This is a genomic window from Bacillus sp. DB-2, assembly GCF_003315125.1.
GTDB lineage: Bacteria > Bacillota > Bacilli > Bacillales > Bacillaceae_G > Bacillus_A > Bacillus_A mycoides.
On record NZ_QNRN01000008.1, the window covers coordinates 250350 to 274582 of the forward strand.

Annotated in this window: 25 protein-coding genes and 1 other annotated feature; of the genes, 22 read left to right on the forward strand and 3 right to left on the reverse strand. The window is 37.8% G+C overall.

Translation table 11 applies throughout. The features are described from left to right. The first annotated feature begins 61 nt into the window (after positions 1–61). The 21 genes from DET63_RS16135 to pyrE all read left to right on the forward strand — a co-directional run bounded on the left by DET63_RS16135 (position 62) and on the right by pyrE (position 21025). Entirely contained in the window at positions 62–340 is a 279-nt protein-coding gene (locus DET63_RS16135) for a YlmC/YmxH family sporulation protein (RefSeq protein WP_002066875.1), read from the forward strand. 118 nt (positions 341–458) lie between these two features. Next, a complete protein-coding gene (gene pgeF / locus DET63_RS16140; RefSeq protein ID WP_033707129.1) occupies positions 459–1268 on the forward strand; it encodes a peptidoglycan editing factor PgeF in 810 nt (269 codons plus the stop codon). A gap of 5 nt (positions 1269–1273) precedes the next feature. Further along, entirely contained in the window at positions 1274–1948 is a 675-nt protein-coding gene (locus DET63_RS16145; protein ID WP_113937195.1) for a YggS family pyridoxal phosphate-dependent enzyme, read from the forward strand. 19 nt (positions 1949–1967) lie between these two features. Then, positions 1968–2438, forward strand: a complete 471-nt coding sequence (locus tag DET63_RS16150) for a cell division protein SepF (protein ID WP_002014721.1) — start codon at positions 1968–1970, stop codon at positions 2436–2438. 6 nt (positions 2439–2444) lie between these two features. Then, complete coding sequence (locus DET63_RS16155) at positions 2445–2708, forward strand: YggT family protein (RefSeq protein WP_002014720.1); 264 nt, start codon at positions 2445–2447, stop codon at positions 2706–2708. A gap of 15 nt (positions 2709–2723) precedes the next feature. Next, entirely contained in the window at positions 2724–3491 is a 768-nt protein-coding gene (locus tag DET63_RS16160; protein WP_002033759.1) for a YlmH family RNA-binding protein, read from the forward strand. A gap of 89 nt (positions 3492–3580) precedes the next feature. Then, positions 3581–4087 carry a septum site-determining protein DivIVA gene (gene divIVA / locus DET63_RS16165; protein WP_001131609.1) on the forward strand — a complete coding sequence of 169 codons (507 nt, stop codon included), beginning with the start codon at positions 3581–3583 and terminating at the stop codon, positions 4085–4087. Between the two features lie 51 nt (positions 4088–4138). Continuing rightward, positions 4139–4363, forward strand: a binding site (T-box leader). A 72-nt stretch (positions 4364–4435) separates the two neighbouring features. Beyond that, positions 4436–7201, forward strand: a complete 2766-nt coding sequence (gene ileS2 / locus DET63_RS16170) for an isoleucine--tRNA ligase (RefSeq protein WP_002066877.1) — start codon at positions 4436–4438, stop codon at positions 7199–7201. 158 nt (positions 7202–7359) lie between these two features. Next, positions 7360–7689: a TraR/DksA C4-type zinc finger protein gene (locus DET63_RS16175; RefSeq protein ID WP_033707130.1), complete on the forward strand. Its 330-nt coding sequence runs from the start codon at positions 7360–7362 to the stop codon at positions 7687–7689. A gap of 124 nt (positions 7690–7813) precedes the next feature. Next, positions 7814–8272 (forward strand): lipoprotein signal peptidase LspA, encoded by a 459-nt coding sequence (gene lspA, locus DET63_RS16180; RefSeq protein WP_002128849.1) that lies wholly within the window; start codon positions 7814–7816, stop codon positions 8270–8272. A gap of 4 nt (positions 8273–8276) precedes the next feature. Then, on the forward strand, positions 8277–9185 hold the full coding sequence (locus DET63_RS16185; RefSeq protein ID WP_113937196.1) for an RluA family pseudouridine synthase: 909 nt from the start codon (positions 8277–8279) through the stop codon (positions 9183–9185). A 205-nt stretch (positions 9186–9390) separates the two neighbouring features. Next, positions 9391–9933 (forward strand): bifunctional pyrimidine operon transcriptional regulator/uracil phosphoribosyltransferase, encoded by a 543-nt coding sequence (gene pyrR, locus DET63_RS16190; RefSeq protein WP_001156489.1) that lies wholly within the window; start codon positions 9391–9393, stop codon positions 9931–9933. Positions 9934–10079: 146 nt separating this feature from the next. Then, positions 10080–11363, forward strand: coding sequence for a uracil permease (gene uraA / locus DET63_RS16195; RefSeq protein WP_113937197.1), 1284 nt, complete (start codon positions 10080–10082; stop codon positions 11361–11363). A gap of 148 nt (positions 11364–11511) precedes the next feature. Continuing rightward, positions 11512–12426: an aspartate carbamoyltransferase gene (gene pyrB, locus DET63_RS16200; protein ID WP_033707132.1), complete on the forward strand. Its 915-nt coding sequence runs from the start codon at positions 11512–11514 to the stop codon at positions 12424–12426. Beyond that, on the forward strand, positions 12410–13696 hold the full coding sequence (pyrC, locus tag DET63_RS16205) for a dihydroorotase (protein ID WP_033707133.1): 1287 nt from the start codon (positions 12410–12412) through the stop codon (positions 13694–13696). The genes pyrB and pyrC overlap by 17 nt, the downstream gene beginning before the upstream one ends. After that, the gene (locus DET63_RS16210; protein ID WP_002121861.1) at positions 13693–14790 is read left to right on the forward strand and encodes a carbamoyl phosphate synthase small subunit; all 1098 of its coding nucleotides are present in this window, start codon (positions 13693–13695) and stop codon (positions 14788–14790) included. The genes pyrC and DET63_RS16210 overlap by 4 nt, the downstream gene beginning before the upstream one ends. Continuing rightward, positions 14775–17993 (forward strand): carbamoyl-phosphate synthase large subunit, encoded by a 3219-nt coding sequence (gene carB, locus DET63_RS16215; protein WP_113937198.1) that lies wholly within the window; start codon positions 14775–14777, stop codon positions 17991–17993. Before DET63_RS16210 ends, carB begins: the two co-directional genes overlap by 16 nt. Beyond that, the gene (gene pyrK, locus DET63_RS16220; RefSeq protein WP_002137972.1) at positions 17990–18769 is read left to right on the forward strand and encodes a dihydroorotate oxidase B electron transfer subunit; all 780 of its coding nucleotides are present in this window, start codon (positions 17990–17992) and stop codon (positions 18767–18769) included. Before carB ends, pyrK begins: the two co-directional genes overlap by 4 nt. After that, positions 18766–19677, forward strand: coding sequence for a dihydroorotate oxidase B catalytic subunit (pyrD, locus tag DET63_RS16225; protein ID WP_002111413.1), 912 nt, complete (start codon positions 18766–18768; stop codon positions 19675–19677). Before pyrK ends, pyrD begins: the two co-directional genes overlap by 4 nt. A 2-nt stretch (positions 19678–19679) precedes the next feature. Beyond that, a complete protein-coding gene (gene pyrF / locus DET63_RS16230; protein ID WP_000083510.1) occupies positions 19680–20396 on the forward strand; it encodes an orotidine-5'-phosphate decarboxylase in 717 nt (238 codons plus the stop codon). Continuing rightward, positions 20393–21025, forward strand: a complete 633-nt coding sequence (gene pyrE, locus DET63_RS16235; protein WP_033707138.1) for an orotate phosphoribosyltransferase — start codon at positions 20393–20395, stop codon at positions 21023–21025. The genes pyrF and pyrE overlap by 4 nt, the downstream gene beginning before the upstream one ends. Positions 21026–21070: 45 nt before the next feature. Here the strand turns inward: pyrE and DET63_RS16240 are convergent, their stop codons facing one another. From DET63_RS16240 to DET63_RS16250, 3 genes are all read right to left on the reverse strand, one after another. Then, positions 21071–21748: an HAD family hydrolase gene (locus DET63_RS16240; protein ID WP_113937199.1), complete on the reverse strand. Its 678-nt coding sequence runs from the start codon at positions 21746–21748 to the stop codon at positions 21071–21073. A gap of 22 nt (positions 21749–21770) precedes the next feature. Further along, entirely contained in the window at positions 21771–22025 is a 255-nt protein-coding gene (locus tag DET63_RS16245; RefSeq protein WP_002066887.1) for a YbeF family protein, read from the reverse strand. Positions 22026–22191: 166 nt separating this feature from the next. Further along, entirely contained in the window at positions 22192–23577 is a 1386-nt protein-coding gene (locus DET63_RS16250) for a hypothetical protein (RefSeq protein WP_113937200.1), read from the reverse strand. Positions 23578–23743: 166 nt separating this feature from the next. Between DET63_RS16250 and DET63_RS16255 the strand changes: the two genes are divergently transcribed. After that, a complete protein-coding gene (locus DET63_RS16255) occupies positions 23744–24109 on the forward strand; it encodes a YoqO family protein (protein ID WP_002066889.1) in 366 nt (121 codons plus the stop codon). The last annotated feature ends 124 nt before the right edge of the window (positions 24110–24233 follow it).

The window sequence follows — 24233 nt, forward strand, 5'->3', positions numbered from 1 at the left end:
TAAGGTTTCACTTTATTTGAGAGCGTACTTACGATTTATGATATAAGGGAGAGGATGGAACATGATACGAATTTCGGATTTTCAAATGAAGGATGTTGTAAATATTTCAGATGGAAAAAGGCTTGGAAATATTGGAGATATTGATTTTGATATAGACACAGGAAAGATTAGGGCAGTTATTATTTCCAAGCAGACACGTATGCTTGGACTCTTTGGAAAGGAAGTAGAATTTGTGATTCCTTGGGAGCGAATTATGAAAATTGGGGAAGATGTCATACTTGTCAGAGTAGATAATATTAATTCTGTAACAGAATCAATACAAACACCGACAATTTCATAAAGAATATTACAGATTCCTCTTTTTTTTTCAGTTGTCATTATGAAAAAATAAAAGTATGGTAAAATAGACAGGAAGTACCATGCTTTTTTCTGTTATTTTAATTAAAAGGAGTCGCTTTATGAGAGAACCATTTAAATATGCGGACGGTATACTGTATTTACAAGCGTGGAAAGAACTTGGAAACATTACTGTTGGATTTACGACAAAAGATGGTGGAGTAAGTACAGGCTCCTTTCATGCGATGAATTTAGGATTACATGTGAATGATATCGTGGAGAATGTTCATGAAAACAGACGCATTTTAGCGAATAAGTTACAAAAACCATTAGAAAAATGGATTTGCTCTGAACAAGTTCATGACCATCATGTTGAGAAAGTAGGACTGCAAGAAAAAGGGAAAGGCGTTTATTCATATGAAGACGGTATTCCGAAAACGGATGGCATTTATACGACTAACAAAGATGTTCTCTTAACATCTTGTTACGCTGATTGTGTTCCGCTCTATTTTTATGCACCATCACATGATATGATAGGACTTGCGCATGCTGGGTGGAAAGGGACTGTAACAGAGATTGCGAAAGAAATGATTCAAAAGTGGAATGCAGAAGGTGTTTCAAGTGATGAAATTCATGTCGCAATTGGTCCTGCAATCGGATCATGTTGTTATGTTGTTGATGATCGTGTATTAACAGCAGCAAAGCAAGTAGTAAACGGATCTGTTCCCTATAAATTAATTTCTGATGGTCAGTATGCAATTAATTTAAAAGAAGTTAATCGTATATTATGTGTACAAGCAGGCATAAAAGAAGAACATATTGTAATGTCATCTCTTTGTACAAGCTGTGAAGAACAATTATTTTTCTCTCATCGTCGTGATCAAGGTAAGACGGGGAGAATGTTGAGTTTCATAGGTTTTAAGGAGGAGTGAAGTAAGTGACAGTGCAAGGGAATTTAGCAGATGTAAACGAAGTAATTAAAGAATCTTGTGTACGAGCTGGACGTTCGATGAAAGATATTAAGCTCGTTGCAGTTACAAAAACTGTAGGGATTGAAAAAACAAGCGAAGTAATTGAAACAGGAATTATTGATTTAGGTGAAAATAGAAATGAAGGTTTCTTACAAAAATACGAGCATTTCGGTTCAAAAGTGAATTGGCATTTTATTGGATCATTGCAAACGAGAAAAGTAAAAGAAATCATTAATGAGATTGATTATTTACATTCATTAGATCGTCTTTCGCTTGCAAAAGAAATTCAAAAACGTGCTGATAAGAAAGTTAAATGCTTTATTCAAGTGAAAACATCATCTGAAGAATCAAAGCAAGGATTGGCGATAGAAGAAACAATTTCTTTTATTCAAAGTTTGCAAGAATTGGATAAGATTGAAGTGGTAGGATTAATGACAATGGCTCCGTTTACAGGAGAAGAGGAAGAGATTCGTCGCTGCTTTAAGGAATTGCGCATGCTACAGACAGAGGTGCAGGATCTAGAATTATTACATGCACCATGTAAAGAATTATCAATGGGAATGTCAAATGATTACACGATTGCAATTGAGGAAGGCGCTACATATATTCGTTTGGGAACGGTTTTAGTAGGAAAAGCGTAGGAGGAAGGAGAAAGTTATTATGAGTTGGTCAAAAGTAAAATACTTCTTTTTTGACACACCGGAAGAAAAAGAAGCAGCTCAATATAGTTATGAAAAGGAGCAAACAGACATGAAAAAGCAACAAGATCCCCCAGAACAACAAGATGTTCCGTTTGCGAAAGTGCAACCGAAGCAAAATGTAGTGAGTATTGAAACAGCGAAGCAATCTTCAAAAGTTGTTTTACTAGAACCACGTACATATTCGGAAGCGCAAGGCATTTCGGATCACTTAAAAGGTAGACGAGCTGTTGTAATTAATTTGCAAAGAATGTCTACAGATCAAGCTGTACGTATCGTTGACTTTTTAAGTGGTACTGTATACGCTATAGGCGGGGATATTCAAAAAATAGGCCCGAAAACATTTATGTGTACACCTGAAAATGTTGATATCGTTGGTGCGATTTCAGAGTTATTCGGTGAAGAAGAAGAGACAAATATAAAGAGGTGGTAATACGCCATGACAACAGTTTTAACAGTGTTACTTACTGCTATCGAGATTTACTCGTGGGCACTAATTATTTACATTCTCCTATCATGGTTTCCTGGCGCAAAGGAATCAGCTTTTGGAGATTTTCTTGCGCGTATTTGCGAACCGTATTTAGAGCCATTTAGGAGGTTTATTCCACCATTTGGTATGATTGATATTTCTCCACTTGTTGCTATTGTTGCCTTGAAACTTGCTAGAGGTGGTTTAGTGAGTTTATTCAACTATTTTTTATAGTGTGAGGTTAAATACATGAGCATCTATGAGCATTTTAGACCTGATGAAGAGGTCTTTGTGGATAAAGTATTAGAGTGGAAACAGGCTGCTGAGTACCATCAAGTCAAGTTAACAGATTTTCTTGATCCAAGACAGCAACAAATTGTTTCTATGGTAATAGGGCAAGGAGATGTAGCTGTACGGTTTGATGGTGCGATGCCTGAAGCCGAACGGAAAAGAGCACTAATTTATCCAGATTATCTAGAATTAAATGAAGAGGAATTTCAAGTAGAAGTATTAGAAATTGACTATCCTTCCAAGTTTTTCACGCTAGAACATAGGCAAATATTAGGTGCATTCATGTCGCTTGGTTTAACAAGGGAAAAATGTGGTGATATTTTGCTTCAAGAAGACCGTGCCCAAATTGCAGTTGCCAAAGAAGTTGTATCGTATATTGAAATGAACTTACAATCAATAGGGAAAATGAAAGTCACACTCTCTCCTATACAAGTAGAGAAAATTTTGCGTGTAGGTGAAAAATGGGGAGAAAAATCTGGGACTGTTTCGTCACTTCGTCTAGATGTTTTATTAGCTGAAATGCTACATATATCTAGGCAGAAGGTACAGCCTCTTATAAAAGGTGGCTTAGTAAAAGTCAATTGGAAAACAGTAGAGCAAACTTCGTATGAATGTTTTCCTGGGGATGTTTTCTCGGTTAGAGGGTATGGACGAAGTAAATTATTTTCTGTAGAAGGTAAAACGAAGCGCGACAAATGGAGAGTTTTGTATGGTATACTAAAATGATTGGTTTTTTAGAAGGAAATTCTCTTATTTTGTCGAAGAAAAGATATAATTGAAAGAGGAAATTTAGATAACTACTTGGAGGTGGCGTTGTGCCGTTAACACCATTAGATATTCATAACAAAGAATTTGGTCGCGGGTTTCGTGGCTACGATGAAGATCAAGTAAATGAGTTTCTTGATCAAATCATCAAAGATTATGAATTAGTCATTCGTGAGAAAAAAGCTTTAGAAGAAAAGGTTGCACAATTAGAAGGAAAGTTAGATCATTTTTCTAATATTGAAGATACGCTGAACAAATCTATCATTGTCGCACAAGAGGCTGCTGAAGAAGTGAAGCGTAATGCACAAAAAGAAGCAAAATTAATTGTACGTGAAGCAGAAAAAAATGCAGATCGTATCATTAATGAAGCGTTAGTGAAATCAAGAAAAGTTGCTTTTGATATTGAAGAGTTGAAGAAACAAGCGAAAGTATTCCGAACTCGTTTCCGTATGTTATTAGAAACACAACTTGAAATGTTAAACAACGATGATTGGGATAAACTAATTGAATTAGAAGACGAAGTGGACGAACTGTTGAAAAAAGAAGAAACAGTGTAAGCTTGACGTTTTTCTCATTATTACATATAATTTTAAACAACATATTTATTAAGAAAAACGAAGATAGGGATAAGTACCTTTTTCATACCTTATATAGCGAACTGAGGATGGTGTAAGCTCAGGATAAGGAGATGATGGGAATATCACCCTGGAGTTCCGCGCTGAACAAATTTAGTAAGCGTAGGCGTATATTCGCGTTAAGAATATAAAGAGGACCTTATGCATTTGTATATGGTCTACTAGGGTGGTACCGCGGGAGACTTTCTCGTCCCTTTTTGGGGATGAGAGGTCTCTTTTTTATTCCCTTTTTTAAGGTCTGTCGTTTATATATTTAAGGAGGAATTGAGCATGGAGTACAAAAATACATTACTAATGCCAAAAACAGAGTTCCCAATGCGTGGGAATTTACCAAAACGTGAGCCTGCAATGCAAGAAAAATGGGCTGAAATGAATATTTATGAAAAGGTACAAGAACATACGAAAGGCCGTCCTTTATTTGTACTACATGATGGACCTCCATATGCAAATGGTGATATCCATATGGGACACGCACTAAATAAAGTGTTAAAAGACTTTATTGTTCGTTTTAAATCAATGACTGGATACTGTGCACCATATGTACCAGGTTGGGATACACACGGTTTACCAATTGAGCAAGCTTTAACAAATAAAGGTGTAAAGCGTAAAGAAATGACAGTTGCTGAGTTCCGTAAGTTATGCGCAGAGTATGCATATGAGCAAGTAGAACGTCAACGTGAACAATTTAAGCGTTTAGGTGTACGTGCAGATTGGGATAATCCATATATTACTTTAGAGCCAGCTTATGAAGCACAACAAATTAAAGTGTTTGGTGACATGGCGAAAAAAGGTTATATCTATAAAGGACAGAAACCAGTTTACTGGTCTCCAACGAGTGAATCAGCTTTAGCAGAAGCTGAAATTGAATACCAAGATAAAAAATCAGCATCTATTTACGTAGCATTCCCTGTAAAAGATGGAAAGAACGTATTAGAAGGTGATGAGAAATACATTATTTGGACAACAACGCCTTGGACGTTACCTGCAAACTTAGGTATTTCTGTTCACCCAGAACTTGAATATGCTATTGTGAAAGTAAATGATGAGAAATATATCATCGCTTCTGAACTATTTGAGACAGTTGCAAAAACGTTAGAGTGGGAAAATGCTGAAGTTGTGAAAACGGTAAAAGGTAGCGAACTTGAGTATACAGTTGCAAAACATCCATTCTACGATCGTGACTCATTAGTTATGCTAGGAGAGCACGTAACAACAGATGCAGGTACAGGTTGTGTTCATACAGCACCAGGACACGGGGAAGATGACTTCGTTGTTGGTAAAAAGTATGGCTTAGAAGTACTTTGCCCAGTCGATGATAAAGGTGTATTAACAAATGAAGCACCTGGATTTGAAGGCTTATTCTATGATAAAGCTAACAAGCCAATTACGGAAAAATTAGAAGAAGTAGGCGCGTTACTGAAACTAACATTCATTACGCATTCATACCCACATGATTGGAGAACGAAAAAACCAATTATTTTCCGTGCGACAGCGCAGTGGTTTGCATCTATTGAAGCGTTCCGTAAAGAATTATTAGAAGCTGTTGCGGAAACAAAATGGGTACCAGCATGGGGAGAAACTCGTCTTCATAATATGGTTCGTGACCGTGGTGACTGGTGTATTTCTCGTCAGCGTGCATGGGGTGTGCCAATTCCTGTATTCTATGCAGAAAATGGTGATCCAATTATTACAGATGAAACAATTAATCATGTAGCAGATTTATTCCGTGAGCACGGTTCTAACGTATGGTTCGAGCGTGAAGCGAAAGATTTATTACCAGAAGGATTTACACATACAGGTAGTCCAAATGGTGAATTCCGTAAAGAAACAGACATCATGGATGTATGGTTCGATTCAGGTTCTTCTCACCAAGCGGTATTAGAAGAGCGCGAAGACTTACAACGTCCAGCTGATTTATATTTAGAAGGATCTGACCAGTATCGTGGTTGGTTTAACTCTTCATTATCAACAGCAGTTGCTGTAACTGGTAAAGCTCCGTATAAAGGCGTACTAAGCCATGGTTTCGTACTAGATGGTGACGGACGTAAAATGAGTAAGTCCATTGGAAACATCGTCGTACCGAAGAAAATTATGGATCAATTAGGCGGAGACATTTTACGCTTATGGGTATCTTCTGTTGACTATCAATCTGATGTACGTATTTCAGATGATATTTTAAAACAAGTAGCAGAAGTGTATCGTAAAATCCGTAACACATTCCGTTTCTTATTAGGAAACTTAGATGATTTTAATCCAAGTGAAAATACAGTAGCGGTAGCTGAACTTCGTGAAGTAGATCGTTACATGTTAGTGAAGTTAAATGACTTAATTACAAAAGTAAAAGATGCATATGAAACATATGACTTTGCTGCTGTATATCATGCAATTCACAACTTCTGTACAATTGATCTAAGTTCATTCTACTTAGACTTTGCAAAAGACATTTTATACATTGAAGGTGCAGATCACGCGGATCGTCGTGCAATTCAAACTGTATTATATGATGTTCTTGTTGCATTAACGAAACTTGTAACGCCAATCTTACCTCATACAGCTGATGAAGTATGGCCATATGTTCCTGGTGCAGAAGAAGAAAGCGTACAGTTAACTAATATGCCAGAAGCTACAGAAGTAGAGGGTTCAGAAGCGTTAAGAGCAAAATGGGATGCATTTATGACATTACGTGATGACGTTTTAAAAGCGTTAGAAGTAGCTCGTAATGAGAAGGTAATTGGTAAGTCATTAAATGCGAGCATTACGCTATATCCGACTGCAGAAATGAAGGCTATGTTAGAGTCTATTAGCGAAGACTTAAAGCAATTATTCATCGTCTCTGAGTATAAACTTGGTGGTACAATTGAAGAAGCACCAACAGAAGCACCAAAGTATGAGCATACAGCTGTAGTTGTAGCACAGGCGACAGGTGAGACGTGTGAACGTTGTTGGGTTGTTTCAGAAACAATTGGTAAAGATGCAGAACATGAAACATTATGTGAGCGTTGTGCAACGGTTGTTAAAGAAAATTATGTAAAATAATGAAAAAAAGCTGACTGCTCATAATAGCAGTCAGTTTTTTGTTGATGATATATCGAAATAACTTTCACTCTCTTTCCTATGAAGGAAAAATGTGTGTGAGGTAAGCGTGGAAATTTCGGACACACTAATTGTACATTGCAGCTGGGAGGAATGTACACGTGAATGAAATTTATATGGAAATAAAAGAAGAATTGCAATTGATGAGAAAAGAGTTGCAAGATAGACTGGCTAAAGAAGCAATGCACACATACTATATGGAATTTGGGCAAGAACTTGGATACGAAATAAAGGAAGAGACAAAGAAAAAATTGCTATTACATGATATAAAAGAGGATTTAAAAGATGTAGAACGTGCATTGTTTAAAATGGAAATAGATATGTACGGTATTTGTGAAGAAACTGGAAGAGCGATTTCTACAAAACAAATGAAAACAATGCCGACTGCTCGTACTATTCATGAATTTTTCTATGAAAAGGTAAATGTATGAATACGCACAACGATATTATGTTACCTTTTTTTAATTTATTTTATTCTTCTACAAAGGTTCATTGTGAAAAGGTAGCAGCTATGCTAAAATTTTGAGGTACACTGTCTTTGTGGGGGAAATGAAAATGATATATTATGTAATAGCGTTATTTGTCATTGCCATCGATCAAATATCGAAGTGGCTAATTGTAAAGAACATGGAATTGGGTACGAGCATTCCGATTATCGATAATGTATTATACATAACATCTCATCGAAATAGAGGAGCTGCCTGGGGTATTTTAGAAAATAAAATGTGGTTTTTCTACATTATTACAGTCATTTTCGTAGCATTTATCGTATTTTATATGAAAAAATATGCGAAAACGGACAAGCTTCTAGGTATTTCATTAGGTCTAATTTTAGGCGGAGCAATTGGCAATTTTATTGATCGTGTATTTAGACAAGAAGTAGTGGATTTCATTCACGTGTATATTTTCTCGTACAACTATCCGGTATTCAATATAGCTGACTCAGCATTATGTATTGGAGTTGTATTAATTATTATTCAAACAGTATTAGAAGGAAAGAAAGCGAAGGAGTAATTGAATGAGTGAAGTAGTACAAGTAACAGTTGCAGAAGAACAAAAAAGCGAGCGAATTGATAAATTCGTTGCAGAAATAAACAGTGAATGGTCACGTTCACAAGTGCAGCAATGGATTAAGGATGCTGTTGTGACAGTAAATGGGAAGTCGGTTAAAGGGAATTATAAAGTAAAAGTAAATGATGAAATTACAGTAACAATTCCCGAGCCAGAAGAGTTAGATATTCAACCGGAAGATATGAATTTAGAAGTTTATTATGAAGATGCCGATGTACTAGTTGTAAATAAGCCGCGTGGCATGGTAGTACATCCAGCACCAGGGCATACGAAGGGTACGCTTGTAAACGGACTTATGCATCATTGTACAGACCTATCAGGTATTAACGGTGTAATGCGTCCTGGTATAGTGCACCGTATTGATAAGGATACATCTGGATTATTAATGGTTGCTAAAAATGATGTGGCGCATGAATCACTTGTAAATCAACTTGTAGCAAAAACGGTAACAAGACGCTATAAAGCGATTGTACATGGTGTAATTCCACATGATAAAGGAACAATTGACGCTCCAATTGGTCGTGATAAAAAAGAACGTCAAAGTATGACTGTTGATGAAAATGGTAAGAATGCAGTTACACATTTCCAAGTGTTAGAGCGATTTAAGGATTTCACACTTGTAGAATGCCGCTTAGAAACGGGACGTACACACCAAATTCGTGTTCATATGAAATATATTGGTTATCCACTTGCAGGGGATCCAAAGTATGGTCCGAAGAAAACATTAGATATGAATGGACAAGCACTTCATGCAGGGATTTTAGGTTTCGATCACCCTCGTACTGGTGAATATATTGAGTTTGAGGCACCGATTCCAGAAGTGTTTGAAGAAGCGCTAAATATTTTACGGAAATAGTGTTGACAAATCATAAGAAAACTGAGATACTGACAACAGTTAAATAATGATCCTTTAACACAGCCCCGTGAGGTTGAGAAGGTAACGGTTTGAAATACTTAGGGTATGTTGTACCCTTTTTTCAAAAGTCCTCTCGCACACGCTGAGAGGACTTTTTTTTATACCATTACTCTCACGCAAGAAAAAAAGCTTGGAGGTGTAGAGCATGCAAGAGAAAGCTGTCGTTTTAGATGACCAAATGATTCGCCGCGCTTTAACACGAATTAGTCATGAAATCGTGGAACGAAATAAAGGTGTCGATAATTGTGTTCTTGTCGGAATAAAAACACGTGGAATTTTTATTGCACAACGTTTGGCAGAACGAATTGGTCAAATTGAAGGAAAAGAGATGGAAGTAGGAGAGTTAGATATTACGTTGTATCGTGATGATTTAACACTACAATCGAAACATAAAGAACCACTTGTAAAAGGTTCTGATATTCCTGTAGATATTACGAAGAAAAAAGTTATCCTTGTGGATGATGTGTTATATACAGGAAGAACAGTTCGAGCAGCAATGGATGCTCTTATGGATTTAGGTAGACCATCACAAATCCAATTGGCTGTTCTTGTTGATAGAGGTCATCGTGAATTACCAATTCGCGCTGATTATGTAGGAAAGAACATTCCAACATCTAGTGAAGAGCGTATCGAAGTTGATTTGCAAGAGACAGATCAACAAGATCGAGTAAGCATATACGATAAGTAAAGCCCTTTTAAATGTAGTCCTGTGAGGCTGCCAAAGGGTCTTGGCTTTCATATGTCAAATTTGGCATACGAAAGTGTAGGACTCTTTGTGCACAGGCACAAAGAGTTTTTTTATTGCAAAGAATTAAACTGAAGGAGGATGTAACAATGGAACAAAAGCCAGTGTTAGACGTTAATGAAGTACCGAAACCGGGAAAATGGTTATTTTTAAGTATACAACATTTGTTCGCGATGTTTGGATCAACAGTGCTTGTTCCGTTTTTAACAGGATTGAATCCGTCAGTAGCATTAATATCAAGTGGATTAGGAACGCTAGCGTTTCTTCTTATAACAAAAGGTCAAGTACCTGCCTATCTAGGATCATCATTCGCCTTTATCGCACCGATTATAACAGCGAAAACAGCAGGTGGACCTGGAGCAGCAATGCTCGGTGGTTTGTTTGCAGGACTTGTGTACATCTTAATCTCACTCGGAATTAAGAAGTCAGGATCAGGGTGGATTATGAAATTACTTCCGCCAATCGTAGTTGGTCCAGTCGTAATGGTAATCGGTCTAGCTTTAGCACATACAGCAGTTAATATGGCGATGAACGGTGCGGATGGTAAGTATAGCATTACACACTTTTCAGTAGCATTAGTAACATTAGCAATTACAATCATTTGCTCCATATTCGGGAGAGGATTTTTCAGTATCATACCAGTGCTACTTGGAATCATCGGCGGGTATATATTCGCTTACTTCCAAGGGCTAGTAGATTTAAAGCCAGTAGCTGAGGCAAAATGGTTTGTCATACCAGACTTCACAGTACCGTTTGTAACATACACTCCGGAGTTTTCATGGAAAATTGTACTCTTAATGGTACCAGTTGCACTAGTAACAATTTCAGAACATATCGGACATCAAATTGTACTTGGAAATGTTATTAAAAGAGATTTAATTGAAAAACCAGGCTTACACCGTTCAATATTCGGTGATGGGGTAGCGACATTAATCGCATCACTAATAGGTGGACCACCGAATACAACGTACGGTGAAAACATCGGTGTGCTAGCAATTACGAGAGCATACAGTGTATACTTATTCATCGGTTCAGCAGTGTTCGCAATTATGTTTGGATTTATCGGGAAAATTTCAGCACTGATTCATTCGATTCCAACACCAGTTATGGGTGGTGTATCAATCTTACTATTCGGTGTAATCGCATCAAGCGGTTTACGCATGATGGTAGATGATAAAACAGACTTAAGTGACAAACGAAACTTAATGATTGCATCAGTAATACTAGTAATCGGTATTGGCGGGGCGGTACTGCACGTAGGTGAATCGTTCCAAGTAGAAGGAATGGCGCTAGCAGCAATTGTAGGTGTACTATTAAATCTACTACTACCGGAAACGAAACAAATAAAACAATCTAAGCAGATTGCTTCATAATAATAACCTTTTAATTCAGTCCTGTGAGACCGGAAAGGGTGGCTTCTTTCATGCACCCTAGTCTCACACGACTAGGGTATTTTTATACAGGTATTGTTATAAAAATACAAAAGTGGTAACATAAAAATCAGAAAGATGAGGGATGACGATGAGCCATTTGTTAACGATGAGTGAATTATCGGAAGTAGAAATTTCAGAAATTCTAAAAGACGCAGAAGATTTCGCGAATGGAAAAGAGAGCAAAACGACAGAGCAAACATTTGTTGCGAATTTGTTCTTTGAGAATAGTACGAGGACGAGATTTAGCTTTGAAGTTGCTGAGAAGAGATTAGGGCTTGAAGTATTAGACTTTTCCGCAGATGCATCTAGCGTACAAAAAGGAGAAACTTTATACGATACGATAAGAACACTAGAATCAATCGGAACAAAAGCGGTAGTCATCCGCCATGAGCAAGATCGTTACTTCGATGAATTAAAAGATCAGGTGAATATTCCAATCTTGAACGCTGGAGATGGATGTGGAAATCATCCAACGCAATGTCTACTCGATCTTCTAACAATTAAACAAGAGTTTGGAAGATTTGAAGGTTTGAAGATTGCAATAGTTGGGGATGTTCGGCATAGCCGAGTAGCACGTTCTAATGCAGAAGCATTAACGAAACTGGGCGCGACAATTTACTTTGCAAGCCCAGAAGAGTGGAAAGATGAAGAGAACACATTTGGAACGTACAAGAGTTTAGATGAACTTGTTCCAGAAGTGGATGTGATGATGTTACTTCGTGTACAACATGAGCGTCATGACCATTATGAAACAGACATTATGAAAGAATATCACGAGCAACATGGGTTAACAGTTGAAAGAGAAAAACGTATGAAAGAAGGAAGCATTATTATGCATCCAGCCCCTGTAAACCGTGATGTTGAAATTGCAAGTGAACTTGTCGAGTGTGAACGCTCACGCATATTCAAGCAAATGGAAAACGGGGTCTACGTAAGAATGGCTGTACTAAAACGCGCATTACCAAATGTATTAGGAGGAATGAAACATGAATTATTTGTTTAAAAACGGTCGTTATATGAATGAAGAAGGAACAATTGTAGCAACAGATCTTCTCGTACAAGACGGTAAAATTGCGAAGGTAGCAGAAAATATTACGGCAGATAATGCTGAAGTAATCGATGTAAATGGAAAGTTAATCGCACCTGGATTAGTAGATGTACACGTTCATCTTCGTGAACCAGGTGGTGAACATAAAGAAACAATTGAAACAGGAACACTTGCAGCAGCAAAAGGTGGATTTACTACAATTTGCGCAATGCCAAACACACGCCCAGTACCAGATTGTAAAGAACATATGGAAGACCTGCAAAAGCGTATTAAAGAAAAAGCACATGTAAATGTATTACCATATGGAGCAATTACAGTACGCCAAGCGGGTTCTGAAATGACTGATTTTGAAACGTTAAAAGAACTTGGAGCGTTTGCTTTCACTGATGATGGCGTAGGCGTGCAAGATGCAAGCATGATGTTAGCTGCAATGAAGCGTGCATCGAAATTAAATATGGCAGTTGTTGCACACTGTGAAGAGAACACACTTATTAATAAAGGATGTGTACATGAAGGGAAGTTTTCTGAGAAACACGGATTAAACGGTATCCCATCAGTATGTGAATCCGTACATATTGCCCGGGACATCTTACTTGCGGAAGCTGCAAATTGTCACTACCACGTATGTCACGTAAGTACAAAAGGATCTGTACGTGTAATCCGTGACGCGAAACGTGCTGGAATTAAGGTGACAGCAGAAGTAACACCGCATCACTTAGTATTATGTGAAGATGATATCCCATCGGCTGATCCTAACTTTAAAATGAATCCACCGCTTCGAGGAAAAGAAGATCATGCAGCGTTAATTGAAGGACTATTAGATGGAACAATTGATATGATCGCAACTGACCATGCACCGCATACTGCAGAAGAGAAAGCACAAGGGATTGAAAGAGCACCGTTCGGAATTACTGGTTTTGAAACAGCATTCCCGCTTTTATATACAAACCTTGTGAAAAAAGGAATCATTACATTAGAGCAACTGATTCAATTCTTAACAGAAAAACCGGCTGACACATTCGGTTTAGAAGCAGGGCGCCTAACAGAAGGTAGAACAGCTGATATTACAATTATTGATTTAGAACAAGAAGAAGAAATTGATCCAACAACATTCTTATCAAAAGGAAAAAATACACCATTCGCAGGTTGGAAATGCCAAGGTTGGCCGGTTATGACAATCGTTGGTGGTAAGATCGCATGGCAAAAGGAGAGTGCATTAGTATGAAAAGACAACTTATCTTAGAAGATGGAACAGTATTAATTGGAAAAGGTTTCGGAGGAGAAATCGAAAAGTCAGGTGAGGTTGTATTTACAACTGGGATGACTGGATATCAAGAAACTTTATCTGATCCATCATACTGCGGTCAAATCGTAACATTTACGTATCCATTAATCGGAAACTATGGCATTAACCGTGATGATTTTGAGTCAATCCACCCATCTGTAAATGGTTTAATCGTAAACGAAATTTGTGATCACCCATCAAACTTCCGTAATGAAATTTCATTAAATGATTACTTGAAAGAAAGAAATATCCCAGGATTAGCAGGAATTGATACGAGAAAATTAACAAGAAAAATTCGTCAATATGGAACTTTACGCGGACGTCTTTGCAATATGGATGTGGATGTAGAGGACATCGTTAGCCAATTGAAAGCAACTGTCTTTACAGATCATGTGAAACGCGTATCAACAAAAGATCCATACCCAAGTCCAGGCCGTGGACATCGCGTTGTACTTGTAGACTTCGGAATGAAACATGGTATTTTACGAGAATTAAATAAGCGTGATTGTGATGTAATTGTTGTACCTTACAATACAACAGCAGAAGAAATTTTACGCCTTAGCCCAGATGGAATTATGTTAAGTAATGGACCTGGGGACCCAAAAGATGTACCAGAAGCAATTGAAATGTTAAAAGACATTATTGGTAAAGTTCCTTTATTCGGGATTTGCTTAGGACATCAATTGTTCGCCCTAGCATCTGGTGCGAATACTAGTAAGTTAAAATTCGGTCACCGTGGTTTAAATCATCCAGTAAAAAATCTTGCAACTGGAAAAGTAGCAATTACATCTCAAAACCATGGTTACGCAGTAGAAGAAGAATCAGTTGGAAATACAGAACTTGAAATTACACATGTTGCTTTAAATGATGGAACAGTAGAAGGTCTTCGTCATACGAAGTTCCCAGCATTTACAGTGCAATACCATCCAGAAGCTTCTGCAGGACCAGAAGATGCAAATGATTTATTCGAAGATTTCTTAGCAATGATTGAAAACTTCAAGAAAGAAGGGGAAGAGTTATGCCAAAACGCCTAGACATTAACACAATTTTAGTAATCGGATCAGGACCAATTGTAATTGGGCAAGCAGCAGAGTTTGATTACTCTGGTACACAAGCTTGTCAATCTCTTAGAGAAGAAGGTTACAAAGTAATCCTTGTTAACTCTAACCCAGCAACAATTATGACAGATACTGCAACAGCAGATAAAGTATATATAGAACCATTAACATTAGAATTCGTAAGCCGTATCATTCGTAAAGAACGTCCAGATGCACTCCTACCAACATTAGGTGGTCAAACAGGCCTAAACATGGCGGTTGAACTTGCGAAATCAGGCATACTTGAAGAGTGCGGAGTTGAAATTTTAGGAACAAAATTATCAGCAATCGAGCAAGCCGAGGATCGTGACTTATTCCGTACATTAATGCAGGAATTAAATGAACCAATTCCATCTAGCACGATTATTCATACGCTGGAAGAAGCGCATGAATTTGTAAAAGAAATTGGTTATCCAGTTATTGTTCGCCCAGCATTTACAATGGGGGGAACAGGTGGCGGAATCTGTAATAATGAAGAAGAACTAATTGAAATCGTATCAGGTGGATTAAAACATAGTCCAGTAACACAATGTCTATTAGAAAAGAGTATTGCTGGTTGTAAGGAAATTGAATATGAAGTAATGCGCGATTCGAATGATAACGCGATTGTAGTATGTAACATGGAAAATATCGATCCGGTCGGGGTTCACACAGGTGATTCTATCGTTGTAGCACCGAGCCAAACATTAAGTGACCGTGAGTATCAAATGTTACGAAACACTTCATTAAGAATTATTCGTGCATTAGGAATTGAAGGTGGATGTAACGTTCAGCTTGCACTTGATCCACATAGCTTCCAATACTATGTAATCGAAGTAAACCCGCGTGTAAGTCGTTCATCTGCACTAGCATCTAAAGCAACTGGATATCCAATTGCGAAGCTAGCGGCAAAAATTGCAGTCGGTTTAACATTAGATGAAATTATAAATCCAGTAACACAAAAAACATACGCTTGTTTCGAACCAGCATTAGACTATGTTGTTTCAAAAATTCCGCGCTGGCCATTTGATAAGTTTGAATCAGCAAACAGAACACTTGGTACACAAATGAAGGCAACTGGTGAAGTTATGTCAATCGGACGTAACTTAGAGCAATCATTATTAAAAGCGATTCGTTCTTTAGAACTTGGCGTTTATCACCTAGAGTTAGACCACTTAAAAGAGCTTGATAAAGAAACTATGAAAAAGCGTATTATAAAAGCTGATGATGAGCGACTGTTTATTGTAGCGGAAGCAATTCGTCAAGGTGTAACGAAAGAAGCAATCAACGATTGGTGTGAAATGGACTTCTTCTTCTTACAAAAAGTTGAAAATATCGTAAACATGGAACGCGAAGTAAAAGAAAATGTAGGAAATATGGAAGTATTACAATCAGCGAAAGAAATGGGCTTCAGTGACCATTACATCGCTAATGCTTGGAACAAAACAGAGCGTGAAATTTACGATATGCGCAAAGAAAGCAATATAACTCCTGTTTATAAAATGGTAGATACTTGTGCTGCAGAGTTTGAATCTGCAACACCATACTACTACAGCACATATGGTGACGAGAATGAATCGGTTAGAACAGATCGTAAGAGTGTAGTAGTTCTAGGATCTGGTCCAATCCGTATTGGTCAAGGTGTTGAGTTTGACTATGCAACAGTTCACTCTGTATGGGCAATTAAAGAAGCGGGATATGAGGCAATCATTGTTAATAACAATCCAGAAACAGTTTCAACAGACTTCAGTATTTCTGACAAATTATACTTTGAACCATTAACAATCGAAGATGTAGTGCACATTATCGATTTAGAAAAGCCAGAAGGTGTTATCGTCCAATTTGGTGGACAAACGGCAATTAACTTAGCGGCTAAATTAGAAGCACACGGTGTGAAAATCTTAGGAACATCACTTGAAGATTTAGACCGTGCAGAAGATCGTGATAAGTTTGAAGCAGCTTTAACAAAGCTTGGTATCCCGCAACCAGTTGGTAAAACAGCAACGACTGTAGAGCAAGCAGTAGCGATCGCTGACAAAATTGGTTACCCAGTATTAGTAAGACCATCTTACGTACTAGGTGGACGTGCGATGGAAATCGTATATCGTCAAGAAGAATTACTGCACTACATGAAAAATGCGGTTAAAGTTCACGCAGATCACCCAGTATTAATCGACCGTTATATGGTTGGTAAAGAAATTGAAGTAGATGCAATTTCAGACGGTGAGAATGTATTCATTCCAGGTATTATGGAACATATCGAACGCGCTGGAGTTCACTCTGGGGATTCAATTGGAGTATATCCACCACAGAGCTTATCTGAAAAACTAAAAGAACAAATTATTGAACATACAATTGGGCTTGGAAAAGGTTTAAACATTGTTGGATTACTAAACATTCAGTTTGTAGTATTCAAAGATGAAGTGTATGTAATTGAAGTAAATCCACGTGCGAGCCGTACAGTACCATTCTTAAGTAAAATTACAGGCGTACCGATGGCAAATATCGCAACGAAAGTTATTTTAGGTCAAAACCTTGTAGAACAAGGATATGGAACTGGCTATCACCCAGAAGAGAAGGAAGTGTATGTAAAAGCACCGGTATTCTCATTTGCGAAACTACGCTCAGTTGATACAACATTAGGGCCTGAAATGAAATCAACAGGGGAAGTAATGGGTAAAGATTTAACGCTTGAAAAAGCATTATATAAAGGACTTGTTGCTTCAGGAATTAACATTCCAACGCACGGATCAGTAATCATCACTGTAGCGGATAAAGATAAAGAAGAAGCGCTGGAAATCGCAAAACGCTTCCATGAAATCGGCTATAACTTATTAGCAACAGCAGGAACAGCACAATCGCTAACAGAACAAAACATTCCGGTGCAAGTTGTAAACAAAATTGATTCTGAAGACTACAACTTACTTGATATTATTCGTCAAGGGAAAGCGCAGTTTGTAATCAATACATTAACAAAAGGCAAACAACCAGCGCGTGATGGTTTCCGCATTCGCCGTGAATCAGTAGAAAATGGTGTGGCTTGCTTAACATCACTTGATACAACGAGAGCAATCTTGGGAGTATTAGAATCTATGACATTCTCAGCTCATTCAATGAAAGAAATTACGCAAACGAAGCGTCACGAGGTGGTACATGCATGATGCAAAAGCAAAATATGATCGTCGTTAACCAAAAAGAAATCGCAAAAAACATTTACGAATTAGTGCTTCAAGGGGATTTAGTGCAGCAAATGAACGATCCAGGGCAGTTTGTACACATTAAGGTAGCAGAGGGCATTACGCCCCTTCTGCGCCGCCCAATTAGTATTTGTAATGTCGATCAAGACAAGAACGAATTTACAATGCTATATCGTGCGGAAGGACAAGGAACAAAAACATTAGCGAAAAGAAAACAAGGCGAACTTGTAGATGTGTTAGGACCACTTGGGCATGGATTTCCTGTAGAAGAAGCGGAATCTGGACAAACGGCTCTATTAGTTGGTGGGGGAATTGGTGTACCACCACTATATGAATTGTCACAGCGTCTTGTAGCAAAAGGAGTACGCGTTATTCACATCTTAGGTTTCCAAACGAAAGATGTTGTCTTCTATGAAGAGAAATTCGCAGAACTTGGTGATACGTATGTTGCAACAGTTGATGGTACACATGGTACACAAGGGTTTGTAACAGATGTAATTGATAGCTATGGAATTGACTTTGACATTCTCTACTCATGTGGACCTTTAGCGATGCTTCGTGCATTAGAAGGACGCTATAAGGAGAGAAAAGCCTACATTTCATTAGAAGAACGTATGGGCTGTGGCATCGGAGCATGTTTCGCGTGTGTATGCCATTTACAAGCAGATCCGAGTGGACATTCTTACAAGAAGGTGTGTAGCGACGGACCAGTATTTCCAATCGGGGAGGTTGTACTATGAACAGATTGCAAGTTGAATTACCAGGGTTATCATTAAAAAATCCAATCATCCCAGCATCTGGTTGCTTCGGATTTGGTCGTGAGTATGCACAGTTCTATGATTTAAGTGTACTTGGATCAATTATGATTAAAGCGACAACAGAACAACCTCGTTATGGAAACCCGACGCCTCGTGTTGCTGAAACACCAGGCGGAATGCTAAATGCAATCGGTCTTCAAAATCCTGGGTTAGAAAAGGTAATGAATTCTGAATTACCTTTTCTCGAGCAATTTGATCTTCCGATTATTGCAAACGTTGCTGGTTCACAAGCTGAGGATTACGTAGCGGTTGCGAAGGCAATTTCAAAGGCACCTAATGTTCATGCGCTAGAATTAAATATTTCTTGTCCAAACGTAAAAACGGGTGGTATCGCTTTTGGTACAAATCCTGAAATTGCTGCTGATTTAACGAAGCGAGTAAAAGAGGTTTCTGAAGTACCGGTATATGTGAAATTGTCACCGAACGTGGCAAACATTGTGGAAATTGCAAAAGCAATTGAAAATGCGGGTGCGGACGGTTTAACGATGATTAATACATTGCTTGGTATGCGTCTAGATTTAAAAACTGCAAAACCAATTTTAGCAAACCGTACGGGCGGACTATCAGGGCCTGCGATTAAGCCAGTAGCAATTCGTATGGTACATGAAGTAAGTCAAGCGGTTAACATTCCGATTATCGGAATGGGTGGTATTGAAACAGCGGAAGATGTAATTGAATTCTTCTATGCTGGTGCAAGCGCGGTTGCAGTTGGAACGGCGAACTTTATTGATCCGTTCGTATGTCCGACAATTATTGAAGAATTACCAGCATTACTAGATGAATTAGGATTTGATCACATTTCGGAATGTCAAGGAAGGAGCTGGAAGTAAGTATGTCACAGTCGCTAATTGTTGCACTAGATTTTCCAGGGAAACAAGAGGTAGAACAATTCTTACATCACTTTGAAGGGGAAGAGTTATTTGTCAAAGTGGGTATGGAGTTATTTTACAAAGAGGGTCCTGCAATTATTACGTACTTAAAAGAAAAAGGACATAAGATTTTTCTAGATTTAAAACTTCATGATATTCCGAATACGGTAAAAAGCGCTATGCGTAGCCTAGCTAGTCTAGATGTAGATATGGTAAATGTTCATGCTGCTGGGGGAAGCAGTATGATGAAAGCTGCGATTGAGGGATTAGAGGAAGGTAAGCAAGAAGGAAAAGAGAGACCGATTTGTATTGCAGTTACACAACTAACAAGCACTTCGGAAGCTATGATGAAAAAAGAGATCGGCATTGAGAAAACGTTAGAAGAAGCGGTTGCTCATTATGCAAAATTAACGAAAGAAAGTGGACTTGATGGTGTTGTTTGTTCAACACTTGAAGTACCAAAATTACGTGAAGTATGCGGAAATGAATTTGTAACAGTAACACCGGGGATTCGTCTTGCAAGCGATGATGTAAATGACCAGGTGCGCGTAGCAACACCGAAACGTGCGAGGGAACTTGGTTCAAGCTACATCGTAGTTGGACGTAGTATTACAAAAGCAGAAAATCCGCTTGAAGCGTATAAAACAGTAAAACAACAGTGGGAAGGTGTAACAGTATGAAAAAAGAAATCGCATCGCATTTATTAGAAATTGGAGCAGTATTTTTACAACCGAATGATCCATTTACTTGGTCTTCTGGTATGAAATCACCAATTTATTGTGATAATCGTTTAACTTTATCTTTTCCAAAAGTACGCCAAGCGATTGCAGCTGGATTAGAAGAGTTAATTAAAGAGCACTTCCCAACTGTAGAAGTTATTGCAGGAACAGCAACTGCTGGTATTGCGCACGCTGCATGGGTAAGCGATCGTATGGATTTACCGATGTGCTACGTACGTAGTAAAGCAAAAGGTCACGGTAAAGGGAACCAAATCGAAGGAAAAGCTGAAAAAGGTCAAAAAGTAGTAGTAGTAGAAGACTTAATTTCAACTGGCGGTAGTGCAATTACATGTGTAGAAGCACTTCGCGAAGCTGGCTGTGAAGTATTAGGAATCGTATCAATCTTCACGTACGAGCTTGAGTCAGGAAAAGAGAAACTAGAAGCAGCAAACGTAGCATCATATTCTTTAAGTGATTACAGTGCATTAACTGAAGTTGCAGCAGAAAAAGGTATGATCGGACAAGCTGAAACGAAAAAATTACAAGAGTGGCGTAAAAATCCAGCTGACGAGGCTTGGGTTACAGCGTAACACTCATATATAAAAAGACGACTGCGGGGGAACGCGGTCGTCTTTTTATATCATTGCTAAAATTTCATGTAAAGAACATATAGTAGGAACATCGTACTTGGGCTGCGAGTTATTCCGATTTAACCATATCCCTTGCATTCCGGCCGTTGTACTACTAATTGCATCTGTTTCTAATCGATCGCCAATATAATAGCAATCTTTCAGTTCAAGGTTCGATTGTAATCCAACCATTTTAAAAATTTCTGGATTTGGCTTTGATAAACCAATTTTACTAGAAGTAAAAATATACTTGAAATATTGTAGAATGTTTAAAGCTGTTAATTTTTCGATTTGTTGTTCATAATCGCCATTACTAATGATACCTAATGAGTATCCTCTTTGCTGCAAGGTTTGTAATGTATAGAGTACATCTTCAAACGCAATCCAGTTGTTCTTATATAGTTCTATATATTGATTGAATCTGTGCTGAGATTCCTCGAGGGGTAAGTTTACTCCATATGTTTTAAATAAATGATACATTCGCATCCCTTGTTGTTCTTGAAAGGATAATTCTTTGGAGAAAAATTTGTTGAAATATTCTTCTGATAATGCATGCCATAGTTTCGTGGCCTCTAATTCGCTTCCAGAAAAAATATCATTGTACTTCTGGAAAAAATGTGAAATGCCATTTCTCTCAGCGGCGTCATAATCAAGTAAAGTTCCATCGATATCAAAGAAAATCATATTGCAATCTCCTTACTAATAACTACTTAGTATTTGCCGCAACTTCATATCCTCTCACAAATAATAGAGTCATATAAGAAATGATAAATGAGAAGATGCTATACATACCAACCCAAAAGAAAAACTTTGGAGTAAAGGCGAAAACACCTATTATTAAAAAACTAGCAAACGTTACAATTGGCATTACGTAATACGTTTTCGTTTTACGCGTTCCAATAACAGAAACGATAAAGATAAGTAATGGACAAATTAATAAGACGAAAATCAATTCATTCATAGTTATGTCCCCTTTTCTAATTGCAGTAATCTGTTCTTCGTAAACGTTTTGAAATAAATACTCTCCTAATATAATTTCGCTAACATATAAATAATCCCTTTTGAAAGTCAGCAATTAATGATGAATTTTACAATAAAAAACGTAAGCAAGAGAATACTTGCTTACGTTATAGGATAAACATCGCAACGATAGTGGTGACGATTAAGCCGATAATAACAGGTAAAAAGTTTCGGCGTGCGAGTTCAAATGGATCTACTTTACAAATGGCAGCGGCAGGAATAAGCGCCCAAGGAATTAAAGTCCCGCCCCCGGTCCATATGGCTGCAATTTGCCCGAGTGCTGTTAATGTAGCTGTTCCATGCCCAAGTGCTGTTCCGAAAAGGTTAGCAATTGAACCAGCAAGCGAAATACCAGAAAAGCCAGATCCGTCTAACCCGGTAATGACACCAACGATAGTTAATGTCCCAGCCGATACATATTGATTTAAAGGAACCGTTTGAGATAAGGCGATTCCTAAGTCATTAATAATTCCATGTGAACCTTTCGGTAAATAGTTTCCGATAATTTTTACAAAGCCGCTATCTCCTAAATAAAAAAGTGCAGCAATTGGAATAACTGGACCGAAAATTTTAAATCCAAATTGTAGTCCTGCTATAAAATAATCGGTCGTTTTATTCAGGCCATTTCCTTTGTAGGCGATGAGAGAAATGATGATAATCATAATAACAGTCGTCCCGCCGATAAGTGCGGTTGCGTCGCTTCCTTGTAGTTTAAACTGAATCATGCAAAGGATATCGATGGCATATACGATAGGGATACATATGGCAAGGCATCTCTTTGCCCGAGGAGATAATGAAGTGAGCGTTTTAGAAGGCTCGGTTGATGGGATAGATTCTTGTATATATAAGCCTGTATGAAATTCTTTTCGTAAGAAGAAAAATGCGACAGAAGTTGTCACAATACCCATAACGATAACGAGGGGAACACTGGCAGAAATAACGCTAGAAACAGGAAGTCCGGCGGCGTCTGCGGTTAATTTTGGTGCACCTTGAATAACGAAGTCACCTGATAAGGCAATGCCGTGTCCGAATAAGTTCATAGCAATTGCGACTCCAATTGGCGGAAGGCCGACGCGTACAGCGACGGGTAATAAAATAGCCCCCATTAAGGCGACAGCCGGAGAAGGCCAAAAGAAGAAAGAAATTGTCATCATCAAAAGGCCGATAATCCAGTAGGCGAGGGTAGGTGTACGAATCATTTTTGTAAATGGTGAAATCATCGTATCATTTATGCCGGTATGAACGAGTAAATTGCTCATTGATACGATAATGGAGATGATTAATATAGTTGGTAATAGCTCAGTAATGGCGTAAATGAAACTTTGAAAAATACCGCTAATGGCAAGAGGGATAGAGCTTGTAGCGGTTAATGCTAATAAAAAGATAAAAACGATACAAATAATCGTCGTATCTTTCCGGAGAATAAAGAAGGTAATAATGGTTAGTAAGCAAAGAACATAGAGAGCATGTAAAAGCGTTAATTCAACTCCCATAACATCCACATCCTTTAGGCGTTCGTGTAGTTTATTGTATGAAAGCAGAGAAAGTATGTGAGTATAGGAAAAAGAAAAAAGTGAAATTTCATGTACTGTAATGGTAAGGAATGAAAATGGATGTTAAAATACAATTAATCCTAAAAATGGAATTTAAGGAGGGCTTATGCGCAAAAAAATTGGATTTTGGGGATTCATCATATCTTGTAGTCTATTAATCATTTTAAATCTGTTTACAAACAATGAATGGATAAGTATCATACCTGTTTTCGGGTTTGTTTTTGTACTGTTATATAACTGGGATGATATGAAACAATATAGCAAGAAAAGTATTAGAATTATGATAGGTATCATTGTTGTTAGTTCGTTTGTCGTAGGTTTTATTTTAATAGAAGGTCAGAAGCAAATGGAGAAAATGTCTATTTTTCAACAGTGGTTGTCTTCTACGAAAGGTCTTTATATTGTAATTGTAGTAGTTATTTTTCTAAGAATTGTTATAAGCCTAGCAAGTTACATATTAAAGGAGAAATAGAATGGGGGAGTACGAATGAGAGAGAAAATAGGGTAACTAACTGTTACGATTTATTTAACCAATTATAACTAAAGTTAATTAAATATATCAGTAAGCCCTGCTAGTCAAGTGATTGGCTAGTAGT